General features: G+C 68.3%; 28 protein-coding genes and 1 tRNA gene. 25 read left to right on the top strand and 4 right to left on the bottom strand.

The features are described 5' to 3' along the window. The first annotated feature begins 835 nt into the window (after positions 1-835). From ACFQVC_RS33095 to ACFQVC_RS33045, 11 genes are all read left to right on the top strand, one after another. Positions 836-1,207 carry a hypothetical protein gene (locus tag ACFQVC_RS33095; RefSeq protein WP_381837558.1) on the top strand — a complete coding sequence of 124 codons (372 nt, stop codon included), beginning with the start codon at positions 836-838 and terminating at the stop codon, positions 1,205-1,207. Between the two features lie 65 nt (positions 1,208-1,272). Next, complete coding sequence (locus ACFQVC_RS33090) at positions 1,273-1,788, top strand: hypothetical protein (RefSeq protein WP_381837556.1); 516 nt, start codon at positions 1,273-1,275, stop codon at positions 1,786-1,788. A 115-nt stretch (positions 1,789-1,903) separates the two neighbouring features. Next, positions 1,904-2,500 (top strand): hypothetical protein, encoded by a 597-nt coding sequence (locus tag ACFQVC_RS33085; protein ID WP_381837554.1) that lies wholly within the window; start codon positions 1,904-1,906, stop codon positions 2,498-2,500. 443 nt (positions 2,501-2,943) lie between these two features. Beyond that, the gene (locus tag ACFQVC_RS33080; RefSeq protein ID WP_381837552.1) at positions 2,944-4,191 is read left to right on the top strand and encodes a DUF932 domain-containing protein; all 1,248 of its coding nucleotides are present in this window, start codon (positions 2,944-2,946) and stop codon (positions 4,189-4,191) included. A 228-nt stretch (positions 4,192-4,419) separates the two neighbouring features. Next, entirely contained in the window at positions 4,420-4,884 is a 465-nt protein-coding gene (locus ACFQVC_RS33075) for a hypothetical protein (RefSeq protein WP_381837550.1), read from the top strand. A gap of 210 nt (positions 4,885-5,094) precedes the next feature. Then, entirely contained in the window at positions 5,095-5,445 is a 351-nt protein-coding gene (locus ACFQVC_RS33070) for a hypothetical protein (RefSeq protein WP_381837548.1), read from the top strand. Between the two features lie 213 nt (positions 5,446-5,658). Further along, on the top strand, positions 5,659-6,513 hold the full coding sequence (locus tag ACFQVC_RS33065; RefSeq protein WP_381837578.1) for a hypothetical protein: 855 nt from the start codon (positions 5,659-5,661) through the stop codon (positions 6,511-6,513). Between the two features lie 91 nt (positions 6,514-6,604). After that, positions 6,605-6,678 (top strand) — tRNA-Ile (locus ACFQVC_RS33060). A 191-nt stretch (positions 6,679-6,869) separates the two neighbouring features. Beyond that, positions 6,870-7,196, top strand: coding sequence for a hypothetical protein (locus ACFQVC_RS33055; protein WP_381837546.1), 327 nt, complete (start codon positions 6,870-6,872; stop codon positions 7,194-7,196). 71 nt (positions 7,197-7,267) lie between these two features. Beyond that, positions 7,268-7,486, top strand: coding sequence for a hypothetical protein (locus tag ACFQVC_RS33050; RefSeq protein WP_381837544.1), 219 nt, complete (start codon positions 7,268-7,270; stop codon positions 7,484-7,486). An 81-nt stretch (positions 7,487-7,567) separates the two neighbouring features. Next, positions 7,568-7,738 carry a hypothetical protein gene (locus ACFQVC_RS33045; protein WP_381837542.1) on the top strand — a complete coding sequence of 57 codons (171 nt, stop codon included), beginning with the start codon at positions 7,568-7,570 and terminating at the stop codon, positions 7,736-7,738. Positions 7,739-8,052: 314 nt separating this feature from the next. On the opposite strand, the gene ACFQVC_RS33035 is transcribed toward ACFQVC_RS33045, so the two are convergent. Continuing rightward, positions 8,053-8,574: a hypothetical protein gene (locus ACFQVC_RS33035; RefSeq protein ID WP_381837540.1), complete on the bottom strand. Its 522-nt coding sequence runs from the start codon at positions 8,572-8,574 to the stop codon at positions 8,053-8,055. A gap of 220 nt (positions 8,575-8,794) precedes the next feature. On the opposite strand from ACFQVC_RS33035, the gene ACFQVC_RS33030 reads away from it, so the two are divergent. The 12 genes from ACFQVC_RS33030 to ACFQVC_RS32975 all read left to right on the top strand — a co-directional run bounded on the left by ACFQVC_RS33030 (position 8,795) and on the right by ACFQVC_RS32975 (position 20,650). Beyond that, on the top strand, positions 8,795-9,403 hold the full coding sequence (locus ACFQVC_RS33030; protein ID WP_381837538.1) for a hypothetical protein: 609 nt from the start codon (positions 8,795-8,797) through the stop codon (positions 9,401-9,403). An 81-nt stretch (positions 9,404-9,484) separates the two neighbouring features. Further along, entirely contained in the window at positions 9,485-9,862 is a 378-nt protein-coding gene (locus ACFQVC_RS33025; RefSeq protein WP_381837536.1) for a hypothetical protein, read from the top strand. A gap of 100 nt (positions 9,863-9,962) precedes the next feature. Next, positions 9,963-10,295 carry a hypothetical protein gene (locus tag ACFQVC_RS33020; protein ID WP_381837534.1) on the top strand — a complete coding sequence of 111 codons (333 nt, stop codon included), beginning with the start codon at positions 9,963-9,965 and terminating at the stop codon, positions 10,293-10,295. 164 nt (positions 10,296-10,459) lie between these two features. Then, the gene (locus ACFQVC_RS33015; RefSeq protein ID WP_381837532.1) at positions 10,460-10,843 is read left to right on the top strand and encodes a CpaE-like family protein; all 384 of its coding nucleotides are present in this window, start codon (positions 10,460-10,462) and stop codon (positions 10,841-10,843) included. Between the two features lie 50 nt (positions 10,844-10,893). After that, positions 10,894-11,508: a cell envelope biogenesis protein OmpA gene (locus ACFQVC_RS33010; RefSeq protein ID WP_381837530.1), complete on the top strand. Its 615-nt coding sequence runs from the start codon at positions 10,894-10,896 to the stop codon at positions 11,506-11,508. A gap of 39 nt (positions 11,509-11,547) precedes the next feature. Beyond that, complete coding sequence (locus tag ACFQVC_RS33005) at positions 11,548-12,447, top strand: hypothetical protein (RefSeq protein ID WP_381837529.1); 900 nt, start codon at positions 11,548-11,550, stop codon at positions 12,445-12,447. Beyond that, positions 12,425-12,874, top strand: coding sequence for a single-stranded DNA-binding protein (locus ACFQVC_RS33000; protein WP_381837527.1), 450 nt, complete (start codon positions 12,425-12,427; stop codon positions 12,872-12,874). The genes ACFQVC_RS33005 and ACFQVC_RS33000 overlap by 23 nt, the downstream gene beginning before the upstream one ends. Before the next feature lie 137 nt (positions 12,875-13,011). Then, on the top strand, positions 13,012-14,130 hold the full coding sequence (locus ACFQVC_RS32995) for a DNA-processing protein DprA (protein ID WP_381837525.1): 1,119 nt from the start codon (positions 13,012-13,014) through the stop codon (positions 14,128-14,130). 727 nt (positions 14,131-14,857) lie between these two features. Further along, entirely contained in the window at positions 14,858-16,360 is a 1,503-nt protein-coding gene (locus tag ACFQVC_RS32990; protein WP_381837523.1) for a site-specific integrase, read from the top strand. Positions 16,361-16,380: 20 nt separating this feature from the next. Beyond that, the gene (locus ACFQVC_RS32985) at positions 16,381-18,108 is read left to right on the top strand and encodes a hypothetical protein (protein WP_381837521.1); all 1,728 of its coding nucleotides are present in this window, start codon (positions 16,381-16,383) and stop codon (positions 18,106-18,108) included. Beyond that, entirely contained in the window at positions 18,105-20,240 is a 2,136-nt protein-coding gene (locus tag ACFQVC_RS32980; protein ID WP_381837519.1) for an integrase, read from the top strand. Before ACFQVC_RS32985 ends, ACFQVC_RS32980 begins: the two co-directional genes overlap by 4 nt. Further along, on the top strand, positions 20,237-20,650 hold the full coding sequence (locus ACFQVC_RS32975; RefSeq protein WP_381837517.1) for a hypothetical protein: 414 nt from the start codon (positions 20,237-20,239) through the stop codon (positions 20,648-20,650). Before ACFQVC_RS32980 ends, ACFQVC_RS32975 begins: the two co-directional genes overlap by 4 nt. A gap of 71 nt (positions 20,651-20,721) precedes the next feature. On the opposite strand, the gene ACFQVC_RS32970 is transcribed toward ACFQVC_RS32975, so the two are convergent. Beyond that, positions 20,722-21,261, bottom strand: coding sequence for a GNAT family N-acetyltransferase (locus ACFQVC_RS32970; protein WP_381837515.1), 540 nt, complete (start codon positions 21,259-21,261; stop codon positions 20,722-20,724). A gap of 357 nt (positions 21,262-21,618) precedes the next feature. Then, on the bottom strand, positions 21,619-21,825 hold the full coding sequence (locus tag ACFQVC_RS32965) for a hypothetical protein (protein ID WP_381837513.1): 207 nt from the start codon (positions 21,823-21,825) through the stop codon (positions 21,619-21,621). A 313-nt stretch (positions 21,826-22,138) separates the two neighbouring features. Here ACFQVC_RS32965 and ACFQVC_RS32960 point away from each other — a divergent pair, with 313 nt between their 5' ends. Both ACFQVC_RS32960 and ACFQVC_RS32955 read left to right on the top strand, forming a co-directional pair. Beyond that, a complete protein-coding gene (locus tag ACFQVC_RS32960) occupies positions 22,139-22,483 on the top strand; it encodes a hypothetical protein (protein WP_381837511.1) in 345 nt (114 codons plus the stop codon). A gap of 127 nt (positions 22,484-22,610) precedes the next feature. Continuing rightward, positions 22,611-23,330: a hypothetical protein gene (locus ACFQVC_RS32955; protein WP_381837509.1), complete on the top strand. Its 720-nt coding sequence runs from the start codon at positions 22,611-22,613 to the stop codon at positions 23,328-23,330. Between the two features lie 223 nt (positions 23,331-23,553). Here the strand turns inward: ACFQVC_RS32955 and ACFQVC_RS32950 are convergent, their stop codons facing one another. Beyond that, positions 23,554-23,973, bottom strand: a complete 420-nt coding sequence (locus ACFQVC_RS32950) for a hypothetical protein (protein ID WP_381837507.1) — start codon at positions 23,971-23,973, stop codon at positions 23,554-23,556. Between the last annotated feature and the right edge of the window lie 162 nt (positions 23,974-24,135).

Genomic DNA, 24,135 nt, shown 5'->3' with positions numbered 1-24,135 from the left:
GCGCGCGTCTCGCTCCGCGAGCACGACGCGCCGCCGCTACGCGGCGGAAGAGACGCCGCGCTCCGCGCGGCTGGATTCGGGCTCCGCCCGAATTGACGGCCAACTCCGTTGGCCGGGGCTCGAATCGCTCCGCGATTCGGCCTGACGAAATTCGCTCCGCGAATTTCTGGGGGCTGGCTAGAGATAAGGGTCCGCCGTTTTTGGCGTTCCGCCAGTTCCGCTCTGCCCGCAACTGACTTGTGCTCAGAGTGACCCCATCCTCACTAACAAAGAAGTGCCCCTATCCCTATTCCCTTTGATGATGCGTCACATCCCACCAGGAGACCATCAAGCCGGTTTCCGATAATCTTTCGCACTGCTTTCCCAATGTAAGGGCCTCGGTTACCCCGTCGCGATCAAAACTCAACAGGCAAGCGGTCTCCGGAATTTCACCGATAGCGAGTGCTGGCGCACGGCTACTCACCGCCCTCAGGCCTGCGCGGAGGCGACGCCGACGCGCAACAGGGGAAGGTTAGGGACCGATCCCCTCTACAGCCCATCACGACTTGCCTGCCCGCCCTATCCCTTTCCCTGCGGGTGGCACAGGCTGAGGGGCTGTAGAGGGGATGTCGGCCGGCGTACCAGGCTTGGTTGTTGGTGTGAGCTGGGGCGGAGTGAAGAACCAGATATAGGCCGCGCAACGTTTAGTGCAACCCTTACCGCAACACTATGGCGCAACATTCAGCGCAACTCATGGCGCAACAGGGGGGTTCCATCGAATCATCATCGATACTATTATGAGTAGTACAGGGGAGGCGACCCCCGAGAGCACAAGGGGCCAACGAAAGGGAAAGGCATGGAACTCCAGATCTCTGACGGGATCGTGCGCCAAGTGCGCGGCTCGGACGCGCCCATGACCGGTCTTGCAATCCGGGCCCGTACGATCGCGAACTTCCTGCCCCTGCTGTGCGCGCGAGCAGGTGTGAAAATCGTGCACAACTGCGACCGTAACTACACCGGTATTCGGTTCGAAACAAAGTCCGCTGGTCCGGTTGTGCTGGAGATGCCGACGGGTGAGGGGCCTTACCGTTTGGTCCAGGAATTCATCGACCCAGACAAGGCAGGGCGCATGGAAGTCGAGTTACGTCGCTTCCCGCAGATCTACAAGCCCCAGGGAATCGCGTACATCACGGCTGAGTTCCTCCGGTCGAATGGATTCCTCAAATAGTCCGCAGGGGGCGCCCCGGCTGGGCGCCCCCTGCCATCCGGCGTCACCGAGAGGAGAGGAAGACCATGGAGAACACGCGGATTGCGCAGCGGGGTGAGGAAGCCGAAGCGCCGCTTACCGACGCGGAGGAGGAGCAGGCGCGTTACGCGCTGGATGAGTTGGCGCGCAGCGAGCGGGACCGGGGCGCCCCGGGGGTGTCTCATGAACAGTTGGAGTTGGTCCGGCCGTTCTTTGAGCTGGGTTGGGTCATGGGTGTGCGCACCGGTCACACCGGTCCGGCCATGGCGCACGTGCCGGTTTCCCGGGCGACGGTTGACCGTGCGTTTGTGGTCGCTCGGAGCCTTGATCCGCAGGGTGAAGGGCCGGTGCTGTGGCAGAAGGTCAGGTATCACGGCAGCCTGAGGCGGCGTCATGGCGTCTATTGGGTGCAGGCGATCAAGGTGGAGGCCGGGTCGGTCGGCAGGGGTTACAGCGTGCGCTACGACCTGTGCGAGGTGATCGGCGGCTGTGCGGTGCCTGTTGTTACGAGCGTGCGGAGGCAGAGCCTGACGCCGCTTCCGGATTACCGCGTGCTGGTCTGAGTGTGCAGGTCAGGGGTGGGTTCACAGATTCCTGACTCTCACTAGTATTGAAGTTGTTCGGGGGTGGTGGCTCCGCCCCCGAACCCGCAGAAGCCAACGACGAAGGGGACGCGACGTGGCAGAGCAGGCAGCCCGGCAGATGCTGCCGGAGGTACAGAAGTACGTCGAGCGAGTTGAGGCGGCCACCTCAGCTCGGGACGCGGCTGTGACTAAGGCGCACGCCAAGTACCCGGAGCGGTACGGCTCCGGCGAGGAGGCCCGGCGCCAGAACATCGCCTATGGCGAGGAGCTCAACAAGGCTTACGACATGTACGCAGACCTCTTTGAGGCCGCCTGGGACGCTCTTAAATCCTCCAGTGATCCGCTGGCGAAGTGGATCGCCGAGAACTGTGGGGAGTACCGCGACCAGGCGGTGACCGTCTTAGCCGCCCTCCCTGCCACTCTCGGAGAGCTTGAGGCTCTGGCCGAGAGGGAGGATTGGTGTGGCGTCTGGGACGACTTCAAGGAGCGGGCGATCGAGGCCGGATTCATGCCCGGTGTTGATCCTCCGAGCCCTGCCCTGGTGGCGGTCTTCGAGCGGATTGATCAGGTGAGCTGCTGCCGCCTGGGGCGCAATGCCAAGCGGCGCATCCGCGAGGCCTTGGACGCGCTGATCCAGGAATCCCAGGCAGTTGCGGCCAGCACCATGGAGACGAAGACCGTGGAGGCCTGACCGAGACGGCCCACAAGGCGCCGAAACCCGTTTAGCAGCAACACCGAGCCGCCGTGTCCTGTTGCCCTCGGCAGGGCGCGGCCATCCGGCCGGATTCTCTGGTCGGTGCGCCGCCCGGGGCGCCCGTACTCCCCCCCCCTCGGCGGGTACCCGGGCGGCGGGATGCCCTTCAACCAGCCGGGCCGCAGCCGCAGTCACACCGGTGTGCCCCAGGCCGGGAGTGCCGCGGTGAAGCGTCCGGACGGGGCTATGCCCGCTCACCGCCCTGGTCCGCCCGCGCCGGCGGGCAAGTTCACCGCCCCGGAGAGCAGCGGATCCGGCATGCAGGGGCATCAACGTCACCCACGAGGACGTACGAACTTCCTTGCCCGCGCCCACCGCCCTCGGAGGCCCGAAACCGCCAGTTCAGGGGTGGGTTCGCCTGACACTTATAAATACTATTATTGAAGTGGTTCGGGGGTGGTGGCTCCGCCCCCGAACCCGCAGAAGCCAACGACGAAGGGGAACATCGCATGACTCAGCAATTCGCCGAGCGCGCTACGAACGTAGCCCCTACCGGTGCCCGCAACGCCGACCTGTCCGACCTGATCCGCATCCTGGAAGACGGGCAGCGCCGCAAGCTGGACGTCATCGCTCCTGCGTCCGCGCTGCGGATGCGTGAGGGAAACGTGCACGTCGAAGGCGTCGAGTCTCTGATCACGGAAGACGGTGTGACGGACGTCGACGGCATCTACCGGCCCACCGCCCTTGCCGACGAGGGGATCTCTGAGAAACTCCGCATCCCGCTGGCCTACCTGCGCCGCATGCGTGCGGAAAACGTCCCGCTGCTGGACGAGAACGTCAACGCGTGGCTCGGTGAGAGACCAGAGCGTCGCTTCATGCTCCGCGCTTTCCGGGGCGAGAACGGTCCGGGCATGCCGCCCGCCGAGGGCGTGGCCCGCGCGCTGCTGTCCGACAGCTACAAGCTCATGGACAACCTTGACATGCTGCTCGCCGCCCTGGACGGAGTGCAGAAGTCCGGGCACCCCACCCGCATCACGGGATGCGACCTCACCGACCGGCGCATGTACGTACGCGTCGAGTCCGAAGCCGTCGCGGTCCAGGCCCGCAGCCTACTGCGGGGCTACCGCTCCCCGTTCGATGGGCGCAGCGGTGACGAACTCCCGATGATCTCGGCCGGTTTCGTCATCACCAACAGCGAAGTTGGCGACGGGGCCTACACCATCACCCCGCGCGCGGTCATCCAGGTGTGCCGCAACGGCCTGACCGAGACCAAAGACGTCATGCGCGCCGTTCATTACGGGGGCAGGCAGGACCAGGGCGTCGTGTCCTGGTCCGGCCAGACCCAGCGCAAGACACTGGAGTTGATCACCTCCAAGACCACGGACGCCGTGCGCACCTTCCTGTCACAGGACTACGTCGAGGCCAAGGTGCACGAGATGGAGGCTGCCGCCGGGAAGACCCTGGACGAGCCGACGAAGACGATCGAGCACGTCACCAAGACGCTCAGCATCGGCAACGAGGCCAAGGACATGATCCTTGCCCACTTCGTGCGGGGCGGACAGATGATGGCCGGAGGCGTCATGCAGGCCGTCACGTCGACTGCGCAGACCCTTACCGACGCCGACCAGGCTGCCGCCCTCGAAGCGCTCGCGGTTCCTGCCCTCATGGCTGCCGCCGCGCACGGCTGACAGAGCCCGTGCGGGGCCGGGCACGCTCGGCCCGGGCCCGCACGGGCCTGACCTTCCCAGACGCCCCGACCCCTCAGGGAGCGCGGAGCGCTCTCCGCGCCCTTGCCGCGCAGCGGCAGCGCGACACGGTGACGGGGCCGACCGCGCCCACGAAACACCCATCGTGCCCAGGACCGCAGTCCGGACTGCCTGCGGCGCCCATCGCCCACCGCCCCGCAAGGAGCCCTCATGTCTGCACGCCCGGAACTCCCCCGCCTCGGAGATGACGCCATCGCGGCCGCCATGAGCCACACCCTGACCGCCCTTACCGCCGTGTTCCAGGCACTGGCAGACGGTGAACACACGCTGAACCTCGTGGCCAAGCTGACCGACGACACGCTCGTCGCGGGCCGAACTGACCTCTCCATCGGCACAGAGCCGATCCGGCTTGCCGTGCTGGACGAGGGAGAGTTCTCTGCCCTGCGCGCACTGCTGGCATTCGCACTGGAGGGCAGCACCGTGCGCAGCGCCGTCCTGGTCGCCACCACGGCCGCTGAGCCAAATCCCCGTGCGTGCGGCTGGATTGTGCATGGCGGCTGGCTTCACCCCATGGACACGGCCGCACTCCAGGCCGCCGTCGTTCCGTGCCCCGGCGTCTCCGCCGTCCTGCGCGAGGTCTATCCCCGCCCCGGTTCTCCGACTGTCCGACGCTGACGAGCAGGGGTAACCCCGCAGACGCTGTCCACGCCCCTACCCGGTACGGGGCGTGGGCGGCCAGCGCGCCACCGCCGGCCTCCACCCCGGCAGCGGCGGCGACCCCGGCTTTGCCAGCCGTTGTGGTTACCGTGCGCTCGCGGCGTCCGGGCGCCCGTGTCCCACCGCCCCACGCACCCACATGCCGCACCCGATGAGGGAGATGTTCTGATGATGCGTTGGCTGATGAGCCTCGGTGAGCGCACCTGGCCCGATGTACCGACCTACGCCGAGGCCCCCACCCTCGACCAGGCGCACGCCGTGGCCCTGGTCGACGACTTCGCGCACCTCTTCACCGTCCTGAAGGAGTGGCAGCAGGAGTACGGGGAGGAGTTGACCACCTGGGCCGTGCAGGTGGAGGCCGACACCGTCGAGAACCTCCCCGCAGAGCTCATCGACCGTTGGGCGCGGGAGGGTGCCCCGGTCCGCCTCGACACCGAGCAGGGCGGCTATGTGCGGGTGTCCGACTACCGCGAAGTTTCAGCGCGCGAGCTGGGTCCGCACCGCCGGACGCAGGAGTGAACGGCCAGGTCAGGGGGCAGGTTTCGACACTCACAATACACACTATTATTGCTTATGTGAGGCAGGCCGGGCGGGTGCCGGGCCCTTCAACTCGCCTACGAGAAAGGCGCACACGTGACCGACTCACCCCAGCCTTCCGAGTGCCGTCAGGACGTGCCCGGCGCCGAAGCATCGCGAACCGACCGAGACGCGGGGCGCACCGACGACCAGGCGATGCGCCGCGAAATCTCCGCCACCATCAGTCTGCTCGCCGATGAGCAGGACTTCCGCGCCATGCAGCATTACCGCAGCTTCGCATTCGACGACTACGCGGCCTACCTGGCATGGATTGAGGACCTTCTCAAGGTCTGTGCCTCACAGGGCAGTCACACCACGCTCGCCCTCTTCGATCCGCAGGACTACGCCGACTTCTGCGCCGACACCGGCCTTGACCCGGACAGTCCGTCCAGCCGCAGCCGCTACACCGCCGAGCTCGCCACCACGGGCCCGACCATCCCCTACGACGGCACACCCCTGGCCGACCTCGTCCCGGTCCTGATCGACAGAGCCCTCCGCCAGGCCACCTGGGAGTACGCCACCGACCTCCTGGACCACCTCGGCACCTGCGCCTCCTGCGGCAAGGACGTCGGCCAAGAGGCGTTCACCCGCGCCGCAGGCCTCCTCGCCCGCATCCTCGCCGCGGCCCGCCCGGGCCACCAGCACCTGGCGTGCAGCATCTCGGCAGAGCCGGAAGCGCTGATCGTCACCCTGGACGCGGACACGGACGACGACGGCGATGTCCACCTCGATGAGACCGAAGCCCTGGAATTCACCACGGTCCTCGCTCTCGGTCTCTCTAACCAGCCAGGCGGACTCGTCCTGCGAGCCAGCGCGCCGAGCGTTGCGGACCACATCTGCGGCTGGCGCCTGCACGAGGGAGACCTCGCCCCTCTCACCTCCGCAGAGGTCTTCGACGCCTACTGCACCGATATCGACTCCGGCGAGCCGCTCGCACCGGAACCGGGAGTCGTCTACTGCGTGCCGCCCGACCTCGGGTCGAAAGGCCCGATGCCGGGACGCCATCCCTGAATGCCTCCGGGGCCGCCCCCCCCCCCCCCGGAGCGGGGGCCGCGCCCTGCTCGGCCGGGGCGCGGCCACGGCCCGCACCACCGCATTCCGAAGTGCTGTAGCTCAGTCGGTAGAGCGCGGATCTTATAAGTCCTGAGGTCATGGGTTCGAGTCCCATCAGCACTACTCCAACGTTGTTCCACGCCGAAGCGGGCCACGTGGCCGCGCACGCCCCTTCCTCCAGCTCACACGCCCCACGTCGGAGCAGGCCAGGGGCGGGTTCACACATTCGCATTTCACACCGTTATCAGCATTGAGGCGTCGCGCCCGGCCGCGCCGGATGACAGCACCCTCCCCTTGCTTCCTCTGGAGTTGCCATGTTTCGAACGCTGCGCCGCGTCCCGCGACCGACCTACCTTCGCATTGCCACCCGCCGGTTCACCGCCGGGATCCCGGCGCTGCCGCCCACCGCCCGCGAAGCGCTCGGCGCCGACGTCACCGCAGAGGAAGCCATCGCGTCCACCGCGACCGCTGTCGCCCTCTACCGCAGCGGCTACACGCTGCCGATGCCCGACGACCTCCTAGACGACGCGGTGCGTGCCCTTGACTTCCCCTGCTCGGTGCCGAGCCCGGAGACCCGCGCATCCATCCGCGCCGCCCTCGCCGTCCTGGAAGCGGACTACACCATCACGCTCACCCATTGACTGCCCGTCGACCCTGGTCGCGCGCCGCCAGCCAGGGCTTGCTTACGCGGAAGGAGTTCCGGTGTTTCGTCGTGCCCGATCCCGCTCACGGACTCGTCACCGCCCCGCAGTCCTCCGACGACCTCACACCCGCCACCGAAGTGGCCCTTGCCGCCCAGGGGTTCACCGAGATCGAGGCGTACACCCGCCGGGCCGACCACGGCCCGGAGGCCGTGGACGACACCGCGGGCGTGCTGCGCGACCTGGGCCACTACGTCTTCTCCGCCTATGCGCCACCACGCGCCGGCTGACCGCCTCCGCCCCTTGCACAGATGGAGTCCCGTCATATCCCAACGCCTTCCCCCGCCGCGCGGGAGGGGCACCATCTGGTCGTGGACCAGTTCCACGGGTACGCGCCCAGCAGACGCGCCGCCCCTGCGGCCGCCGAAGGCGCCGCACCAGGACTGGCGGCCAGCCCGACAGCCGCGATCGAAGCCGTCGAGAGACTCGACGCCGCCCAGAAGGGCCCGGCCGTCACCGGTGCGGGTACGGATGGAGCCTAAGCCAGGACGAAATCTGGTTCCTGCGCCGCGAGTTCAGCCCCAAAGTAGCAGGTCAGCAGGGGGGTTCACCTCTCACGAATAAACACTATTATTAATTTAAAGCGAAGGGAAGGCGCCCTCAACCGCCCCCGATTCGCCGAACAGGCAGGGAGAAGGAGCCCATGGCTACCGCCGTCTCGACCCCGCCTACCGACCCCGGACCCCACGACGCCCAGGACGCACCACAGATCGTCTACCTCGACCCGGCGCTGGTGGTGCGCGATGAGTGCAACGCCCGCGAGCAGAACACCGAACCGGACGAGGATCTGATCAACTCAGTCAAGGAGATCGGCGTCGAGGAAACCATCAGCGTCCGACCCCGGCCCGACGGCACCTACGGCGCCTTCAAGGGCTGGCGGCGCGCACAGGCGCAGCAGATCGCCAACGCCACCGCCGAACACGACGACCGCCCAGTGCGCAGGATCAAGGCGCATGTCCGGGATGACCTGGTCGGCCGCGACGGATGGACCCGGTTCCTTTCCCTGGTCGAGAACACGCACCGCGAAGAGATGAGCGCGCGGGACACCCTCAAGTCGCAGGAACTGTCCCTGACCGACATGGACGATGTTGAGCGTGGCCGCGCCACCAAGGCGCTCGGTGTCGGCCGCAATGCCGTCAAGCAGGCCAAGGCCGCGCAGAAGCTCGACGACGCCACCCTTCGCCGGGCGGCGGCCGGAGGCATGGACCTCGAACAGACCGCCCAGCTCGCCGAGGTCGAGACCGTGCCCGGCGCGGAGCAGCAGCTGCTGCGCGCCCTGGAACGCGACCACGAGGAGGGCAACGGCGGGCGCGGGCACTGGGACCAGGCGATGGCGCAACTCAAGGCCGAGCAGGCCGATGCCGCAGCCCGCACCGAGGCCGAGGAGGACCTCAGGGCCGCAAACATCCCGCTCCTGCGGGATGCGGGGTTCGGGCAGAAGGCCCCCTCCCGGCCCTTAACCAAGCTAACCACCGGGCTGGGCTACCCCCTGGGGGAGGACAACCACAAGGGCTGTCCTGGCCATAGCGCCCGGCTCGATGCAGAGCACCAGCCGGTGTGGCACTGCGCCGACCCGGCCGCCTACGGCCACAGGGTCCGCCCCACGCCGAAGAAGCCCAGGACGGAAGCGGACGAGGACAAGGCCGAGGAGCGCGCGGACCGTCGCGCACAACCGCGCCTGGAAAGCAGCCGCCGGTCCGAGGCGGGAGTTCATCAAGCGCCTGGTACGCGGCAAGGCGCTGCCCGACGAGGCGCGGGAGTTCGCCCAGCGGATTCTGCTGGAACTGCCCCGCTTCTACGGCAAGTGGGCGGACAAGCAGCGCACCGAGACCCTGGCGCTCCTGCTCGGCGCCAAGGACCCCGGCAAGGAGTCGGCCGCCGACCTCGCGGCGAGCTTCCCCAAGAGCCGTCTCGCGAACGTCCTGTTCGCCCACGTCGCCGCCGCCTTCGAGGACGACATCCGCGAACCCAAGAAGTTCGACACGGCCCAAATGACCAACGTCCTGCTGTGGGAGTCCCCCGACCCGCGCCAGGCCTCTTACCTCCTGCTTCTGGAATCGCTCGGGCAGGCCGACAACGGCAGCTATCAGCTGTCCGAGGTCGAGGCGCAGGCGGTCGCCCGCCACCGGCCCACCGCCGCCGACTGACATCCACCTCCCGCAAGCCCCAGCCGGGCGCGCACCTGCCCGGCCGGTTTCCCACCCCGCGTCACAGAGAGGCGAACCAGCATGCCCACCACCATGGACAACGTCCTCGAATTCATCGGCCAGTTGCCGGACCCGAGCCAGATCGCAGAGGTCCAGGAGGCCTCCGCACAACGGCTGCGCGTACTCGACAAGAAGGCGTTCGCGGGCATCGTGGCCGGACGCCGGGCCCGCATCAGCGAGTCGCTGCGCCCGTCCATGCTGCGCGGCCTCACCGGCACCGTCCAGGAGCGCAACCGCACCGGCAGCCGCGCGGGCTTCCTGCTCGACGAGGAGTCCACTCGCCTCCTGCGGCGTGACCCGCGCAACACCAGGTATCCCGTCCCCGAGGAAGTGCGGCGCTTCCGGATCCCGGGCAACGGGGTCCCCGTCTCCTGCCTTGACCTGATCGACGAGGAGTGACGGGCCGCGGTGCCGCCCTCTTGGCGGGGCGGCACCGTGAACCCGCCGGTCCACCGGCCACTCCCCCTCCGCAGTCCGGCCAGCTCTTGAAAGGGCCGACATGACCGACCAGCAGCCCTCCTCCCCCGACCCGAGCGGCGAGGCCCACGACCGTCCACTGACCCTCGCCGTGCTACGCCACCTGGTCCGCACGGCCTGGAAGAACGAGCCAGGAGACACACTCGTCGTGCTGTCCTGCGACGCCGAGGGCAACCGCTTCTCCCCGTTCGCCAGCTACAGCCATGCGCGGTACGCGCCGACCCACGGTGACTGCGCCGGCGACGTCTTCCCGCTGCCACAGGAGTGGGAGGAAGACGAGGACTTGCGCGAGCTCTACGCCGACGGCGTCCCCGACACCGCCGTCCCCGCGCTGGTGCTCTTCCCTCTCGACTGAGCAAACGCCGACGGGGCGGGGCGCCCCCAGCCGGGCCGACTTCGCCGCGCACGCCTCCAACTCCCTCGCCCCCGGGCCCTTCCCGGCCCCGGGCCTCAAGAAAGCGATGTGCCACCGCCATGCCCGCACCCGCGCAAGCCTTCAGTCACGGACCGCAAGCCCCGGTGCTGGTCATCAGCGACGGCGCCGGAGAGGATCCGGTCGGCCTGCGGGAGTGCCCCGTCCCCCGCCTGGACCTGCCGACCCCGCTCTTCAGCGCCGCGGAGTACCAGCGTGCTCCGCTCGTGCTCCTGGACGACCGCAGCTACGCCGCCTTCACGCTCCGCCACATGCCAACCCGGCCGGGCCTGATCGTCGTGCTGGCGGATGCGGACGACGCCACCGTCTATCCCCGGGCCGCCGCCATCGGCGCCGAAGCCGTCGTCCGGGCCGGAGAAGATCCCGCCTGGCTGCACCTGCGCCTGCACGACGCCACCGGCTGCCGCTACGCCCACTGGGAGGCGCTCCTGGCCCGCGGCCCCACCGACCCTCCACCGGGCAGCAACTGACACCCGGCGGCGTGAGCGCCAACTGCCGCTCGATCCGAAGGAACTTCCCCATGCACGGAATACCCCAACGCTGTGCCCACCGGCCGCTGGCGGGCGGACTGGTGGTGCCCTACGTGACCCTGATCCACGACGGCCACCCGGCGTTCGGTGTCCTCGACGCCAACAAGGCCAACGCTGCCTTCCGGCGACGCCTGTGCCAGATCTGCCAACACCCGCTGGACGAGAGGTGCTTCCTGCTCGTCCGGCCAGCCGACGTCATCGAGGGCTGCTCCCCGGAACCAGCGCTGCACCCCGAATGCCTGCCGTACACCGCCGCGCACTGCCCGATGCTGAACGGCACCGCCACGCACTACCGCCGCAGCCCGGTCCTCGCCCGCCACCCCGCAGGGCGCCCCTGCACCGATCCGTCCTGCCCCTGCCCGTCCCGCACGACAAGCGAGGACCATGCCACCCGCAGCGGACGTCCCGCCGACCGGTACGACGCGTGGATGATCCACACGCAGAACTACCTCCTGGTCCCGCGACCCGACCGGCCTGTCATGCCCGCCGGCATCAGCCTCGGCGCGCCCATCCTGCGCACACGCGTGCTGCGCACCGCGCACCTCACCCCCGACCAGCAACACCTCATGGACCAGTTCAACGCCCTGACCGGTCCTGACACCTGACCGACCTCACCGCACCTACACGCAGGGAAGGGCTTTGCCGTGCTCATCACACCGGACCCGGCCACGCCCGAGGGCGCGGCCATCACCGACTTGGCCGACCTGATGGACGGCCTCCAGGCCCGCACCGGCGCCTGGCCGGGCGCGGACACCGTCGACATCATCGGCGGGTGGCTCAGCCGCTTCAGCTTCGCCGTTTCCGACACGCTCCACCCCCAGACCACCGGCCGGGTATGGGTCTTGCACCGGCGGGACCGGCACACCGACGAGGTGACGCTCTGGGCCGACAAGGCCTCCGCGCTGGCCACGCTCGCCCGGCAGGTGCGCAGTTCCTGGGACAACGTGGCGGGCACCGAGGACATCCCGTACCGGCCGCCGAGCGACGACCAGGCGGCCGTGGACCTCTACTACGGGGCCAGGGAGCACCGCAGCGACGAGGACTACACGCTGTACGCCAGCGACGTCACCCGCAATCTGCCCACGCCTGCCAGTCTCGACCTCTCGGATGCCGAGGACTGCGCGCTGGCGAACAGCGAGGCGGTCTTCCACGCGCAGGAAGGGCCCGACGGCGAGGGCCTGCCCTGCATCGAGATCGCGGGCATCCTCGTCTTCGCCCACCTCGACGCGGACCGCGGGGCCATACGGGTATCCGTTCATCTGGACACCGCCGCAGAGCAGTTGGTCCGGGCCGACGGCTCCGTCCCGCTGCACGTGGAGATCGAGGAGGCCACGGTGTTCGACAACCTCACCCCGCCGTCGGCCCCGGCGGAGCCGGCCGGGTGCAAAGCCTGGATCCGGCGGGTCGCCCGTCGTATCGCGCTGCGTGACGGCAGGGAGCGCCGTCAGGGGGTTGACCCTTCCCGAATCCACACTAATATTTTACATAGGAGGTGTTCGTATGGCCCCGTCCGTCACGCACGTGAGCGGAACCGTCGCCGGTGACGTGGAAATCCGCTTCACCCAAGACGGCATCGCCGTCTGCCGGTTCCGCCTCACCGCGACCCCCACACAGTGGGACACCACGGCGCAGAAGTGGCGTGACCTGGATCCGATTTCCTACATCTGCACCGCCTGGCGGGACCTGGCCAGCAATGCCACCGAATCGCTCGTCGACGGGGTCAACGTCCTGGTCAAGGGGCGCATCACCAGAATCAAGAACGACTCCATCTACCTGAGCGTCGACGATCTCGGCATCAGCCTGCGCAGACGCATCGCCTACACCGAAACCAGCCTGCCCAGTCCGATCGCCGCCCGCCCGGTCACCGCGCCCCCGGCGCTCCAGCCCGCCGCCGTGTCCCGACCGGCCGCTGGGCAGCCGGGCAGCCCGCGCACCTGGTGGAAGGAGAAGCGGGCCTCCCCCTGGGCCTAGGCCCGGCGTTCTCCACCACAGCAGCCGACGGCCTTCCCTTTCCCGCCGCCCGCTGTTCCTTCCCCTTGCCCCTTGCCCGCCCCGGCGCGGCACCGGTTCGCCTGCCGGTGCCGCGCCCTGCCGGAAAGGCAGCCGTCATGACCTCGCACGCCCTGTCCGAACGGGCCGCCCGCGCCGCGCTCACCGCCCACTTCGCTCCCAGCCAACTCGCCGCCGAACTGGCCGAGTACACCCCGGCCGAGGTATGGGAGCGGCGCGTCCGCGGCGACGGCAGCGGGCGGCTATCTCTCTACCGGCCGCACGAGGAACTCGCCCAAGCGGAGCTGACCTGCCCGCTCGTCATCCCCTCGGACGAGGAGTGGCCCACCGCCCTCACCGACCTGGGTCCTGCCTGCCCGTTGGGCCTGTGGGTCCGCGGCCGCGAGCGACTGCCTCGGCTGACCGACAGCGCCGTGGCCGTGACCGGCAACCGGGCCCCCACCGCGCAGGCCGTCAGGCGCGCGCACGACTTCGCTGCCGCCCTCGCCAAGGCCGATCACACCGTCACCGCCACGCTCGCCAACGGCATCGACGCCACCGCCCACCGGGCCGCTGCCGCCACCGGCCGGGCGACGCTCGCCGTCCTGCCCCGCGGACTGGACGGCGCTCACCCCCACGCCCACGCCCCGCTGCTGAGCTCCATCCTCGACAGCGGCGGCGCGGCGGTCAGCCTCTACCGGCCCGGCACCGCAGCCAGCGGAGCGACGCTCAAGGACAGCGCCGTGCTGCTGGCCGCGCTCGCCCAGGCGGTGATCCTCGTCGAGGCCCTGGACCACGCCGAGGCGATATACGCGGCCGAGGCCGCCGTCGATCTGCGCCGGCCTCTGCTCGCCGCGCCCGCCACCGGCGATGTCCGCTCCAGCGGCAACGCCCGCCTGCTCGACGAGCAACTCGCCGTGAACAGCCAGGACCCTCAACTCGCGCTCGCCCTGCCGCATGCACGCGTCGCCCGCGCCGCCGATATCGCAGACGGCGACCTGATCCTGGCCGCGGTCGGGGAGCACGGCGCCGACTACTTCACCACGCCCTACACCGCCCGCCCCGAGACCTTCGACCCGTCATGCGGCCGCGGCGTGTGCTGCCTCGTCACCGAGCCCGGCGCGGTGGTGGTGCTCTCCAACGGCGACCCCTGGGACGCCTGCGATCCCTGGCCCGCCGACGAGCGCCTGCTCATCGTTCCCTCCCAGCAGCGAACCGACCGGCACCTCAAGGGGTGAACGCCGCCGTGCCCTGTACGCCCTACACGCCGTCACTACCCGGCCTCACCGCCGACGATGACCTTGACACCGTCATCAACTGGGGTGTCGGCGCCGACTCCACGGCCTACCTCGCCGAGATGCTCACTGCCCCCCCCGGTGCACCGCATCGACCTCGATCGCACCGCTGTCCTCTACATGGCCACCGGCAGCGAGTGGCCCGAAACCCGTCTCCTGGCCGACGAGTTCATGCTCCCGCTGCTGCGCGAGAACAACGTGCGCTTCGTCCAACTGGCACGCAACGGTCACCTCCAGGCCGACGGGTTCACGGTCCTGGACGACTCCCGACACCCTGAGCAGCTGTTCGCGCGTGGGCCGTGGACCCTCTGGGACGACCAGGAGTCCGTCGGCACGGTTCCCCAGGTGGCCGGCACCCGCAAATGCAGTCTGTGGGCGAAGGGCGACGTCGGGGCCTGGTGGCTCACGCAGGTCTTCGGCGGTCGGCCGTTCAGGCAGATCATGGGCTTCAACGCCGACGAGGAGGGCCGCCGTTTCGGCGACCAGGTCTCCTCGAGGATGCCCGGACGTACCGGGGAGTTCCCGCTCATCGACTGGGGCTGGGACCGGCAGCAGTGCGAGACCTACCTGCTGAAGCGGTTCGGCGTGCACTGGCCGAAGTCGTACTGCTCCTTTTTCCCTATTGAATCTTCGTGTTGCAGCGGTACGTGTTGCGAGCGAAGAGGGACGTGTGAGCAAGTTCTGGCAAGTGCACTGGGTTACGAGACGGTACGCCGCAGAGGTGAGCGATCACCCAGTGTTGAAGGAGTGGGCCGACCTCGACGTACGGGAGGAGGCCGCCCGGATCGACCCGGGGGACGTGTTCTTCACGGACCCGAACTATCAAGTGGATCCGCGGCTGACGCTGTACACGACGCGTTCGGCGTTCGCGCATCTGGCCAGGGAGACGCGGCGGAACTACGCCGGGGACTGCTGTCTGTTCTTCAACTTCCTGTGGCAGCGGGACAAGAACTGGTGCGATGCCGAGGTCGAGGACCTGCTCGATTTCGAGGACTGGCGGCGGTGGTCGCCTCGCAATCCTCGGCGGATCAGCGGCTCGAAGTGGGACCGCGAACTGTCCGCGCTGGCCCGGCTCTACAAGTGGGCGGCGGCGAGGAGGTACGTGACGGCCAACCCGGTAGCGATGCGGGAGGTGTTGGGCCGCCACGGCGAGATGGTCAGCGTTCCGGCCCAGCGGGCGAAGGACGCGAGGTCGAGCAACGTGAAGTGGCTGACTCCGCGGGCCTACCGGTTGTGGAGGGACGTGGGTCTGCGCGGCTACACCGCGGACGGGCGTCGGGATCCGTCGTTTCGGGGCCGGAACGACGACCGCAATGCCGCCTACTCCGACCTGCTGTTTTCCTCGGGGATGCGCTTGTCGGAAGGCGGTTCGCTGCTGACTTTCGAGGTGCCGGCTCTGGAGGAGAGCGTGAAGCGCTTCTTCGACGGGCGGCTGGCGAAGGCGGCCACGAAGAGCCGGCGCGAGCGGACGTTCTATGTCGCGGTCGAGGATCTGCGGTCGGTCGCCGCCTACGAGCGGACGACGCGGCGGGCGGTGATCCGCCGGGCTCAGGCCAGGGGCGTCTACGAGGCGATGGACGACATCTGGGTCTTGGAGAAGCGGTCCGGTCGGCAGCGGTCGATCCTGCACTTCTGGGACGAGAACGGGCAGTCGGTCCAGCGGCCTCTGTCGTCGCTGGACGTCGAGGACCGCCAGCGCCTGTTCGTTGAGGGGGATGGCGGTCTGGAGCCGTTGTGGCTGTGGTTGTCGCAGGACGGGCGCCCGTTTCAGCCGCATTCGTGGGAGGCGGTTTACCGGGCGGCGTCCGAGCGCTGCCGCAAGGTGCTGGAGGGCAAGGTTGCCCAGCCTCCCTACTTCACACCCCATATGGCCAGGCACTCGTTCGCGTTGAAGATGCTGGTCGCGCTGATGCACGCGCTGGACAAACGGTTCGGGCTCACGCCGGAGGAGCGGCGGGACTTCCGCCTGCTCTATGGGGATGCCTGGCGGATGGCCAAGGACCTCCTCGATCACGCGAGCGAGGAGACCACCCGCAAGATCTACCTCGCTCCCGTTTCGGATCTGCAGATTAGGTCGCTGCTGCTGGACGAGGCCGATCCGGGCACCAACGAGCTGCTGGGCCGGATCGCGAAGATGTCGGAGCGCGTCCTGGACAGCGAGGCACTGGTATGAGTACGCGAGGACGACGCGCTGTGTTGCCCGGGGATGAGGGCCACCGGCGCAAGCCGCCGCTGGAGCCGGGTGATCTGCTGGTCTGGCACGTGGCCGGGGACGGGGCGAACAAGGCCAGTTACGACTTCGGCCAGCTGGCGGTCGGTCCGCGGCTGCAGCGCGAACTGGCGGAGGCGTTCGCCGTTCAGTGCGGGCCCACCGGCACCTGGAAGACGCTGCCTTCCAGCCGGGAGACCTGGCTAATCTTGCTCTACTTCAGCCGTTTCCTGGCCGAGCAGGAGCAAGTTCCGCAATCTCTGGGCGAGTTGACTGCGGACATCTGGGCGGCCTGGCGGCTGAGCCGCACGCCGAACTCCACGGGCAGCCGGCAGGTCCGCAAGGTCGCCCGGCTGCTGAAGCAGCATCCGTTGGTGCCCGAGGAGACCCGGAAGCTGATGAGCAAGCGGATGCCGAAGGAGAAGGCGCCGAAGGAGACCGCCTACAGCGACGCCGAGTTCGACCGCATCAAGCTGCTTGCCACTCAGCGGTTCCGACCAGCTCTGCATCGCATCCGTGCCAACCGGCAGCACCTCCTTGGCTGGCGGGCGGGCCAGTTCGAAAAAGGTACAGACGGCTGGCTCGTGGGTGAGGCACTGGACCAGTTGATCCGCACCGGCGAGACGCCGTTCTTCATCCGCCCGGATGGCCGCCACCGTCCCGACCCGCGTTACACCGAAGCCCTGGGCGGCAACCGGGCCGAGGACACGTGGATGCGGCTGTTTATGACCACCGATGAGGGTTGCGCACTGATGATCCTGATCATCGCGGCCTACGGGTGGAACGCGACACCAGTCGTCGAGATGAAGGTGCCCGATGCGAGCCCCGACGCGGGCAACGAGGGGCAGATCATCTACCGGGTCGAGTTGGAGAAGCGGCGCCGCCGTCCGGCGGACCGCCATGAGACGAGGAACCTGGCCGACTGGGGAGCGAACTCTCCCGGACGGCTGATCACGCACGCGATCGAGTCCACCACCCCGGCACGGGAGATGCTGAAGAACGTGGGGGCACCCACCGACCGGCTGATCGTCTGGCGGCTCGCTCAGCGGCGGGCCGCCTACGGCGAGGGGACGGCCGGCCTGTTCGACGGCCACTTCCACGCCAACGTCTGGCGCAACTGGCGCCAGGAGCTGGGCGGCGAGGTCTCGTTGAACCTGCGGCGCCTGCGCAAGACCGTGGTGATCGCGCATCAGCGGCAGCCCACGCAGCACAGTCAGGACACCCACGACGGTGCTTATGTCCTGCCGGACCCGCGCACGCACGCGGCGGCCCAACCGGTGATCACCGACGGGGTCGAGGAAGCGATCGAGGCGGCCAGGTCGTCGTTCAAGGCCCAGATCAGCCGGGCGGACACGAACGTGGACCAGGACACCCCGACCACCAGCTGCAGCGACTACACCCACAGCCCGTTCGGGGAACAGGGGGTGCCTTGCCGGGCATCGTTCCTGCTCTGCACGGCCTGCCCGAACGCCGTGATCACCCCGCGTCACCTGCCACGGCTGGCCTATCTGCTGCACGTGCTGGAGGAGTTGAGGGCGGTGCTTTCGCCGGACGTGTGGGACCAGGACTGGCGCGAGCCCTTCGCGCGGCTGCGGGACCTGCGCAAGGCCCCCGACTTCACCGACACGGAATGGAACGACGCCCTGGAGAAGGCAAGTGCCCACGAACGAAGGGTCATTGACCAGCTGCTGATGAAGGGATTCGACGCATGACCCTGGCCTTGAACCCTCGCTTCGCGGCCCCGGCGGCCGACGCCTTCGTGTTCGATCTCGACCGGGCGGTCGAGGGCCGTCGCGACTTCGTGCCCCGCTACGGCGACGACGGCTGGTCGTTGCTTGCGCTGACCCAGAACCCCTCGCAAGCGGACGACGTCATCCGCTGGCGATGGTTCCCCAGGGTCTTCAGGGAGCCGTTCCGTTACGCGTCCTGGACTTTGATCAACTACCCGCTGCCCGACAGGGACGTTACCCTGCGCGGCGCCGCCATGCGCTCCAAGCTCAGCATCGGCCGGATCACACAGACGGTCAATCAGTGGTCGATGTTCGCCCAGTGGCTCGACGAGTGCGGGATCAAGCGGCTCTCGCTGGTGACGGCCGAGGACCTGTCGGACTACAGCCACCAGCTCGACAAGGCACGAGGGCTGGCCCGCAACACGGCCACCAGTCATCTGATCGCGCTCTCCCGGCTGCACTACTACGGACGGTTGTATCTGCCCGACACCGACCGGCTCGTCACGCCGCCCTGGGTTGCGGAAGGCATGGACGACTACCTGCCAGCGGCCTCGCCGCTGGGCGAGAACGTCACCGAGCCGATCGCCCCGGCGACGATGGGCCCGTTGCTGGTCTGGGCCCTGCGGTTCGTCGAGGAGTACGCCGACGACATCCTGGCCGCCTTCGAGGAACACCGACGGCTGGTCGAGATCGCGGAAGGGCTGAAGGGCCCGTTCAAGAAGGGATCGGGCCAGCGGCTGGTCACCTACCTCGAACAGTTGGAGGCCGAGGGCAGGCCCGTCCCAGCGTTGATCAGAGACAGGAAGATCTCGACGCCCGGGGTGTTCCTGGCCGGCCTCACGGGGACTCCGATCACCAAGGTCCACCAGGTCATGAACTATCCGCGCTGGAAGGCATACAAGGTCCAAAATCCCGGCCGGTGTCTGCTGGATACCCCCATCACCGCGAAGCTGGGCGGGGAGCCCTGGCACGGTCCGTTCGACTTCCACGACGTCCCCGGAGTCCTGAAACACCTGGTCACCGCCTGTTTCATCGTCCTGGGCTATCTCACGGGGATGCGGACCGGGGAGATCCTGGCTCTGGAGAACGGGTGCTGCCCGGATCCACAGGGGCCGCCGGAGGCGGCCCGGCGGCACCTCATCTATGCCCGGCAGTTCAAGGTCGCCCGCGACGAGGACGGCAATCATCAATCCGCCGGAGTCGTACGCGAAGCTCCCTGGGTGGCAGTCCCGCAGGTCGTCACGGCAGTGCGGGTGTTGGAACAGCTCGGCGGGCACGGACTGCTGTTCGCAATCGAGGTCCACGATCCGCTCCAGCCCGAGCGCCGCAGCGGCAGGTCGCTGGCGATCGCCACGATGAGCAACCGCATCGAGTCGTTCATCGAGTGGGTCAACACCCATGCTCACAACCGGGGCCGACACGCTGAGGCAATCCCGGCCGACCCACATGGGCGGGTCGGCACGGGCCGCTTCCGCCGCACTCTGGCCTGGCACATCGCCCGCAGGCCGGGCGGACTGGTGGCGCTGGCGGTTCAGTACGGGCACATGCGCACGCTGATCAGCGAGGGCTACGGATCGCGCTCGCGCGGCGGCATCCACGACCTTCTCGACTTCGAAACCGCCCGCAACGTCGCCGAGCAACTCAGCGAGGTCCACGAGGCCATCCAGGACGGCGAGGGCGTCTCGGGCCCCGCCGCAAGGCGTCTGATCAACGCCGCCACTCAGGAACACCACCGCTTCGGCGGCCTCATCACCTCCGTTCGTCAGGCCAAAGACCTGCTGGCCGACCCGACCCTGAACGTCTTCGAGAACAAGGAGGCATTTCTGTTCTGCAACTACGACCGGGCCAAAGCACTCTGCCACCCCGGCCGCAACGCGAAGAGCGAGGCCCCCAGCCTGGACCGCTGCAAGGTCAACTGCGCGAACATCGCCCGCACCGACACCCACGCACATCAACTTCGCGAAACAGCCGATGACTTGGGCCGTCAGGCCGGCTCTGGCCTGGTTCCCGAACCGCTGGCCGACCGGCTTCGGGAACGAGCCCAGGTGCTAACCGAGCTCGCCGACCAGCACGACCACGACCGCGTCCTGGCGGCAGCGGGGGCCGACTTGTGAGCCACGACAACGAGAGGAAGAACATCAGGGCCGCGATGGACCGGCTGCTGGCCGGCACCCCGCTACGGTCCGACGGAGCGCTGACCGTCCTCGCGCTGGCCGCCGAGGCGGACGTGAAACGGCACGTCCTTACCCACCGGCATACCGACCTCAAGGACGAGTTCTACGCGAAGGTCCGAGCCCAGGAACGGGTCCCGGACAGCGAACGCAAGCTGCGGGCCGAACTGAAGAAGACCAAGGAGCGACTGGCCGAGCTGATCGAGGAGAACAAGCGACAGCAGGCCGAGATCGAGACATTCGCCCGCGTGGTGAACGTCCTCACCGTTGAGAACCACCAACTCCGCGGACAGTCGGGGCATAAGCGAGCCCCAGTGGTGGCCTTGCGCCCGGCCCCCGAGCCCGGCTCGTAGTTTGCACCGCCTCGTCTCGTCCTGACCGCTGGGCGGTCAGGACGAGACCACAGGGCCTGTCGAGCACGAGCTCAATCAGAGGGCATGACGGGGGACCGCATGCCGAGCCATTGCTCGGCGTCCCAGGCATGGAACCGCTCTACCTCTATGAATCCCAGCTTCGCCGCGAGGCGCATCGAGCCGACGTTGGCAGTCTGGGTGGCAAGCACCACCGGCTCGCCGGGAAGGACGCCGTCGAACCAGTCGAGTGCCGCCGCGCACGCCTCGGCGGCGTATCCGAATCCCCACACACGCGGCAGGAACAGGTAGCCGAGATCTGCCTTCCCCGCAGCAGCCGGGCGATGGTGCTCCGGTGCTCTCCTAAGCAGGATCTGGCCGATCATCGCCCCGTCGAGATCAACGACGAAACTTCCGGGCCACTGCTCGGGCACCTTGGGCGTCTCGCGCTCAAGCTCGTCACGCGGGCGGGGGCCGCCGAGGTATGTGTGCACCTCTGGCGAGGCGAGCAGTTCGATGAACGCCGCACGGTCCCGGGCCTCGGGCTCACGGAGTACGAGCCTCTCGGTCCTGATCGGTGCAGGGGGCCAGGCAACGGGTCCGAGCTCAGTCATGTCGGCCAGCCAATCAGCACGCTCGGCAGCGATCAAGACTCGCAGACCGATCAAGCCACCGGCCCAGGCCCCATCCTCACCAATGGGGCGGGCCCTACAACCACGCCTGCCGGGGACGAGATGCCTCCCGTTCTCGTGAGCATCGACCTCGACTGCGGCGGGCCGCATCCCGAAGTGCCGATCTGCTCTCGGGATTCGTGAATAGAGCCACCCTCTCCGCTATTACGCGGAGTCACCTCAACAACCAACACCAGGAGTCAAATGAGAGATCGCTACAACACAGCCAGACTTGACAGGGAAGCCTTCTGCTTTATGTGGAACCGGGCGAACGTCGTGCTGCCCGTGGAAGTTCAGGCTTCACCGCACTTCACGGCGGTCCGCCCGTGCTCCGGCCGCGATGAGCACCAGCCAAGCAGTCATCGCCACAGCAAAGATCGCGATCAGCGGCAACAGGGTGCCCCGCTTAAGGAAGAACACGAACGATTCAGGGCCGTTCAGCAGCGCGACCGAACCCAGCATCGCCAAGGCGCCGATGGCGACGACTCCGCACAGCCACTGCGCCAAGTACCGCGCCACAGAGCGAGCCATTGCACGATCTCGATGATCCATCTTCGCGTGTCCTCGCACTCGATGAGTCAAATCCTGTCAGCTGCGCCTGATCGCGACTACTGGTCCTTACCGTGCGGGTCATGGCCCCGATCCCGTGGGGCAAGTTCCCCACTGTCGCAGAACACCAACTGGCTCACCGGTGGCTGCGGCGCTGAAGGAAGCGCCCCGCAAGGAACCCGAACTGGCCCGCGACAGCCGCCGCCGGCCGCTGTGCGACGGCTGCGGCTGACCGCCGCTCTGGCGTCCTTCCGCCCAGGAGGGATACTCCATGATGATGACGGCAACCCAGCGCATCTTCGACCTCGCCGCGGCGGCACCGGCCAGCCACGGCAAGGACCTCGTGCAGCTGCTGCGCCAGGCAAACGAGCTGTACCAGCAGGGCCTTCAAGATCTGCACCGGGAAGTAGCAGCACGCCTCGACGGTCTGACCACTGCGGAGCTGATGATCGCCGCAGAAGTGGCCGGTATGCCCTGTGACGCCTCCCAGAACCGCGACGAGATGATCCTGCTACGGGCCCTGGCCGAGTGGGAGAGGACGCCGGCCGCCATGGCCTACGCGGAAATGGCCGAGGCTGCCGCGCGCCGCGGTATCTGCCTGATCCCCGAAGAGTGAGACGCCTCCGCGGCCACCCGGGAAGTTCCGTGAGCCTCCAGCTAGACCTCCAACCGAAACTCCTGCCATAATTTGCGTTGCGAGTCGGGACGGCCGGCTCGCCGCCGACAGGACGGACGGTCGTGCCATGACCCCGCGCCGTGAGCCTCGGCTGGCCGACGCCGCCGAGATCGCAGCTGAACAGGGCCTGACACCCGCAAGGATCACCGGCCTCTACACCGGGCGCGCCCAGAACGCGGCTGGCGAGACGTTCCCCGAACCTGTCGACAAGCGCGGCCGAGCCCGCCTGTGGGACCACGCGAAGGTCACCGAATGGTTCGCCCACCGCAAGCCGGCAAGACTCACCGAACACACCCCGCCCTCCCGCGACCCGGAGGAGCTGCTGAACGCCGCGGAGGCCTCGAGGTATCTCGGCTACAAGAACTCCAACCAGGTCACCACCTTCGTGCACGACCATCCCGGATACTTCCCCGACCCGGACGTCGTCGAGGAGAAGGGCACAGCCGAGAACCCCTACCGCCGGCAGCTGTGGAAGGTGGCGACGCTCCAGGAATGGATGGCCAGTCGGCCCGGCCGCGGCAGACGAGCGATAGCCAAGAAGGCGCCGCCCCTGCCCGACGTTCCCGTCGACGGCGATCCCGACGAACTCCTGGGAGCGAGCCAAGCTGCCGCCCTGCTCGGCTACAAAAGCATCGGCTCCTTCTCCAGCAGCCTGGCTCAGGGCAACCTCCCGCTACTCAAGACCACGGACGGCATCGCCGAGAATGCCGGGCGACAGAACGGGCGCCGGCGCTGGACGCGACGGCGCATCCTCCAGCAGGCCGCTCAGCGCACCAAGAAGAAGTAACACCATCCCGCGGTGAGCGGACCTCCGCGCACCGCCCCATGAACGCGACAGCCGGCTTGGGGAGTTGGTCCCTTGCGGGCCGGGTGTCGCACGATGGCCGGCATGGCGTGGCTCGCCACCACGCCCCGCAGCAGCAGCTGCCGCTGCGGACCGGCCATCGCCCATCTCTGCCCCGGGGATCCGCCGAGGAGCCGGATGCTCCTGAGAGCCCCTCGTTGGAATCTCAGCCCGGCAGCAGTTCCTCAGCCCCCGGGGCCAGTTCGAGGGGGACCTGGCGAACGGACCCCGACTCGACGACGAGAACGTCGGGGACGTGCGCTTCATAGAAACGCACATAGCCGATGGTGCCCACGGTCGTGGTCCGCGCAGCGAGCCACTCCAGGAGATGTCTCAGACCTGCGAACTCGTCGGGATGTACCTCCTGGCGTGCCAGCAGGGACCAGCCCCGAGGCCCATGCTCGAGCAGGCCGGCCAGTACTCCGCCGATGCGCCGCGCGGGCCCTGTGCCGGCCAGCAGCGGATACTCCTCACCCTCGTACGATTCTTGGCCCTCGGCTGGCTCGCCCAGGTGCCACCGAAGCAGGTCCAGCTCTGCGGAATCCGGCAGATCCAGGGCCAGCTGAAGTTCGTAGAAGTCGCCCACGCAAGCCACGCTAGCGCTCCGGTCGGTAGCCAGAGCGCGCAGGGCCGGATCAGCGAGCAGGAGAGGGTGGCGACGTTCACAGGCTGGCGCTGAGCTTCAGGCAGTCTTGTGGTCGGTACGGTGGCCCCGACCATGGCCCCGACCATGAGAGTGTTCTTGGAT

Origin of the sequence: Streptomyces monticola (assembly GCF_042665355.1) — a bacterium.
GTDB classification, from domain to species: Bacteria; Actinomycetota; Actinomycetes; order Streptomycetales; family Streptomycetaceae; genus Streptomyces; species Streptomyces monticola.
Note: the sequence above shows the minus strand (reverse complement) of the source record. Positions and strands in the feature narration are given on the sequence as shown.

Coding starts and splice junctions, on each gene's coding strand:
- ACFQVC_RS33095 (WP_381837558.1), top strand. CDS start 836: ATGGAACTCCAGATCTCTGACGGGATCGTGCGCCAAGTGCGCGGCTCG.
- ACFQVC_RS33090 (WP_381837556.1), top strand. CDS start 1,273: ATGGAGAACACGCGGATTGCGCAGCGGGGTGAGGAAGCCGAAGCGCCG.
- ACFQVC_RS33075 (WP_381837550.1), top strand. CDS start 4,420: ATGTCTGCACGCCCGGAACTCCCCCGCCTCGGAGATGACGCCATCGCG.
- ACFQVC_RS33070 (WP_381837548.1), top strand. CDS start 5,095: ATGATGCGTTGGCTGATGAGCCTCGGTGAGCGCACCTGGCCCGATGTA.
- ACFQVC_RS33065 (WP_381837578.1), top strand. CDS start 5,659: ATGCGCCGCGAAATCTCCGCCACCATCAGTCTGCTCGCCGATGAGCAG.
- ACFQVC_RS33055 (WP_381837546.1), top strand. CDS start 6,870: ATGTTTCGAACGCTGCGCCGCGTCCCGCGACCGACCTACCTTCGCATT.
- ACFQVC_RS33030 (WP_381837538.1), top strand. CDS start 8,795: ATGCAGAGCACCAGCCGGTGTGGCACTGCGCCGACCCGGCCGCCTACG.
- ACFQVC_RS33025 (WP_381837536.1), top strand. CDS start 9,485: ATGCCCACCACCATGGACAACGTCCTCGAATTCATCGGCCAGTTGCCG.
- ACFQVC_RS33020 (WP_381837534.1), top strand. CDS start 9,963: ATGACCGACCAGCAGCCCTCCTCCCCCGACCCGAGCGGCGAGGCCCAC.
- ACFQVC_RS33010 (WP_381837530.1), top strand. CDS start 10,894: ATGCACGGAATACCCCAACGCTGTGCCCACCGGCCGCTGGCGGGCGGA.
- ACFQVC_RS32995 (WP_381837525.1), top strand. CDS start 13,012: ATGACCTCGCACGCCCTGTCCGAACGGGCCGCCCGCGCCGCGCTCACC.
- ACFQVC_RS32980 (WP_381837519.1), top strand. CDS start 18,105: ATGACCCTGGCCTTGAACCCTCGCTTCGCGGCCCCGGCGGCCGACGCC.
- ACFQVC_RS32970 (WP_381837515.1), bottom strand. CDS start 21,261: ATGACTGAGCTCGGACCCGTTGCCTGGCCCCCTGCACCGATCAGGACC.
- ACFQVC_RS32960 (WP_381837511.1), top strand. CDS start 22,139: ATGATGATGACGGCAACCCAGCGCATCTTCGACCTCGCCGCGGCGGCA.
- ACFQVC_RS32955 (WP_381837509.1), top strand. CDS start 22,611: ATGACCCCGCGCCGTGAGCCTCGGCTGGCCGACGCCGCCGAGATCGCA.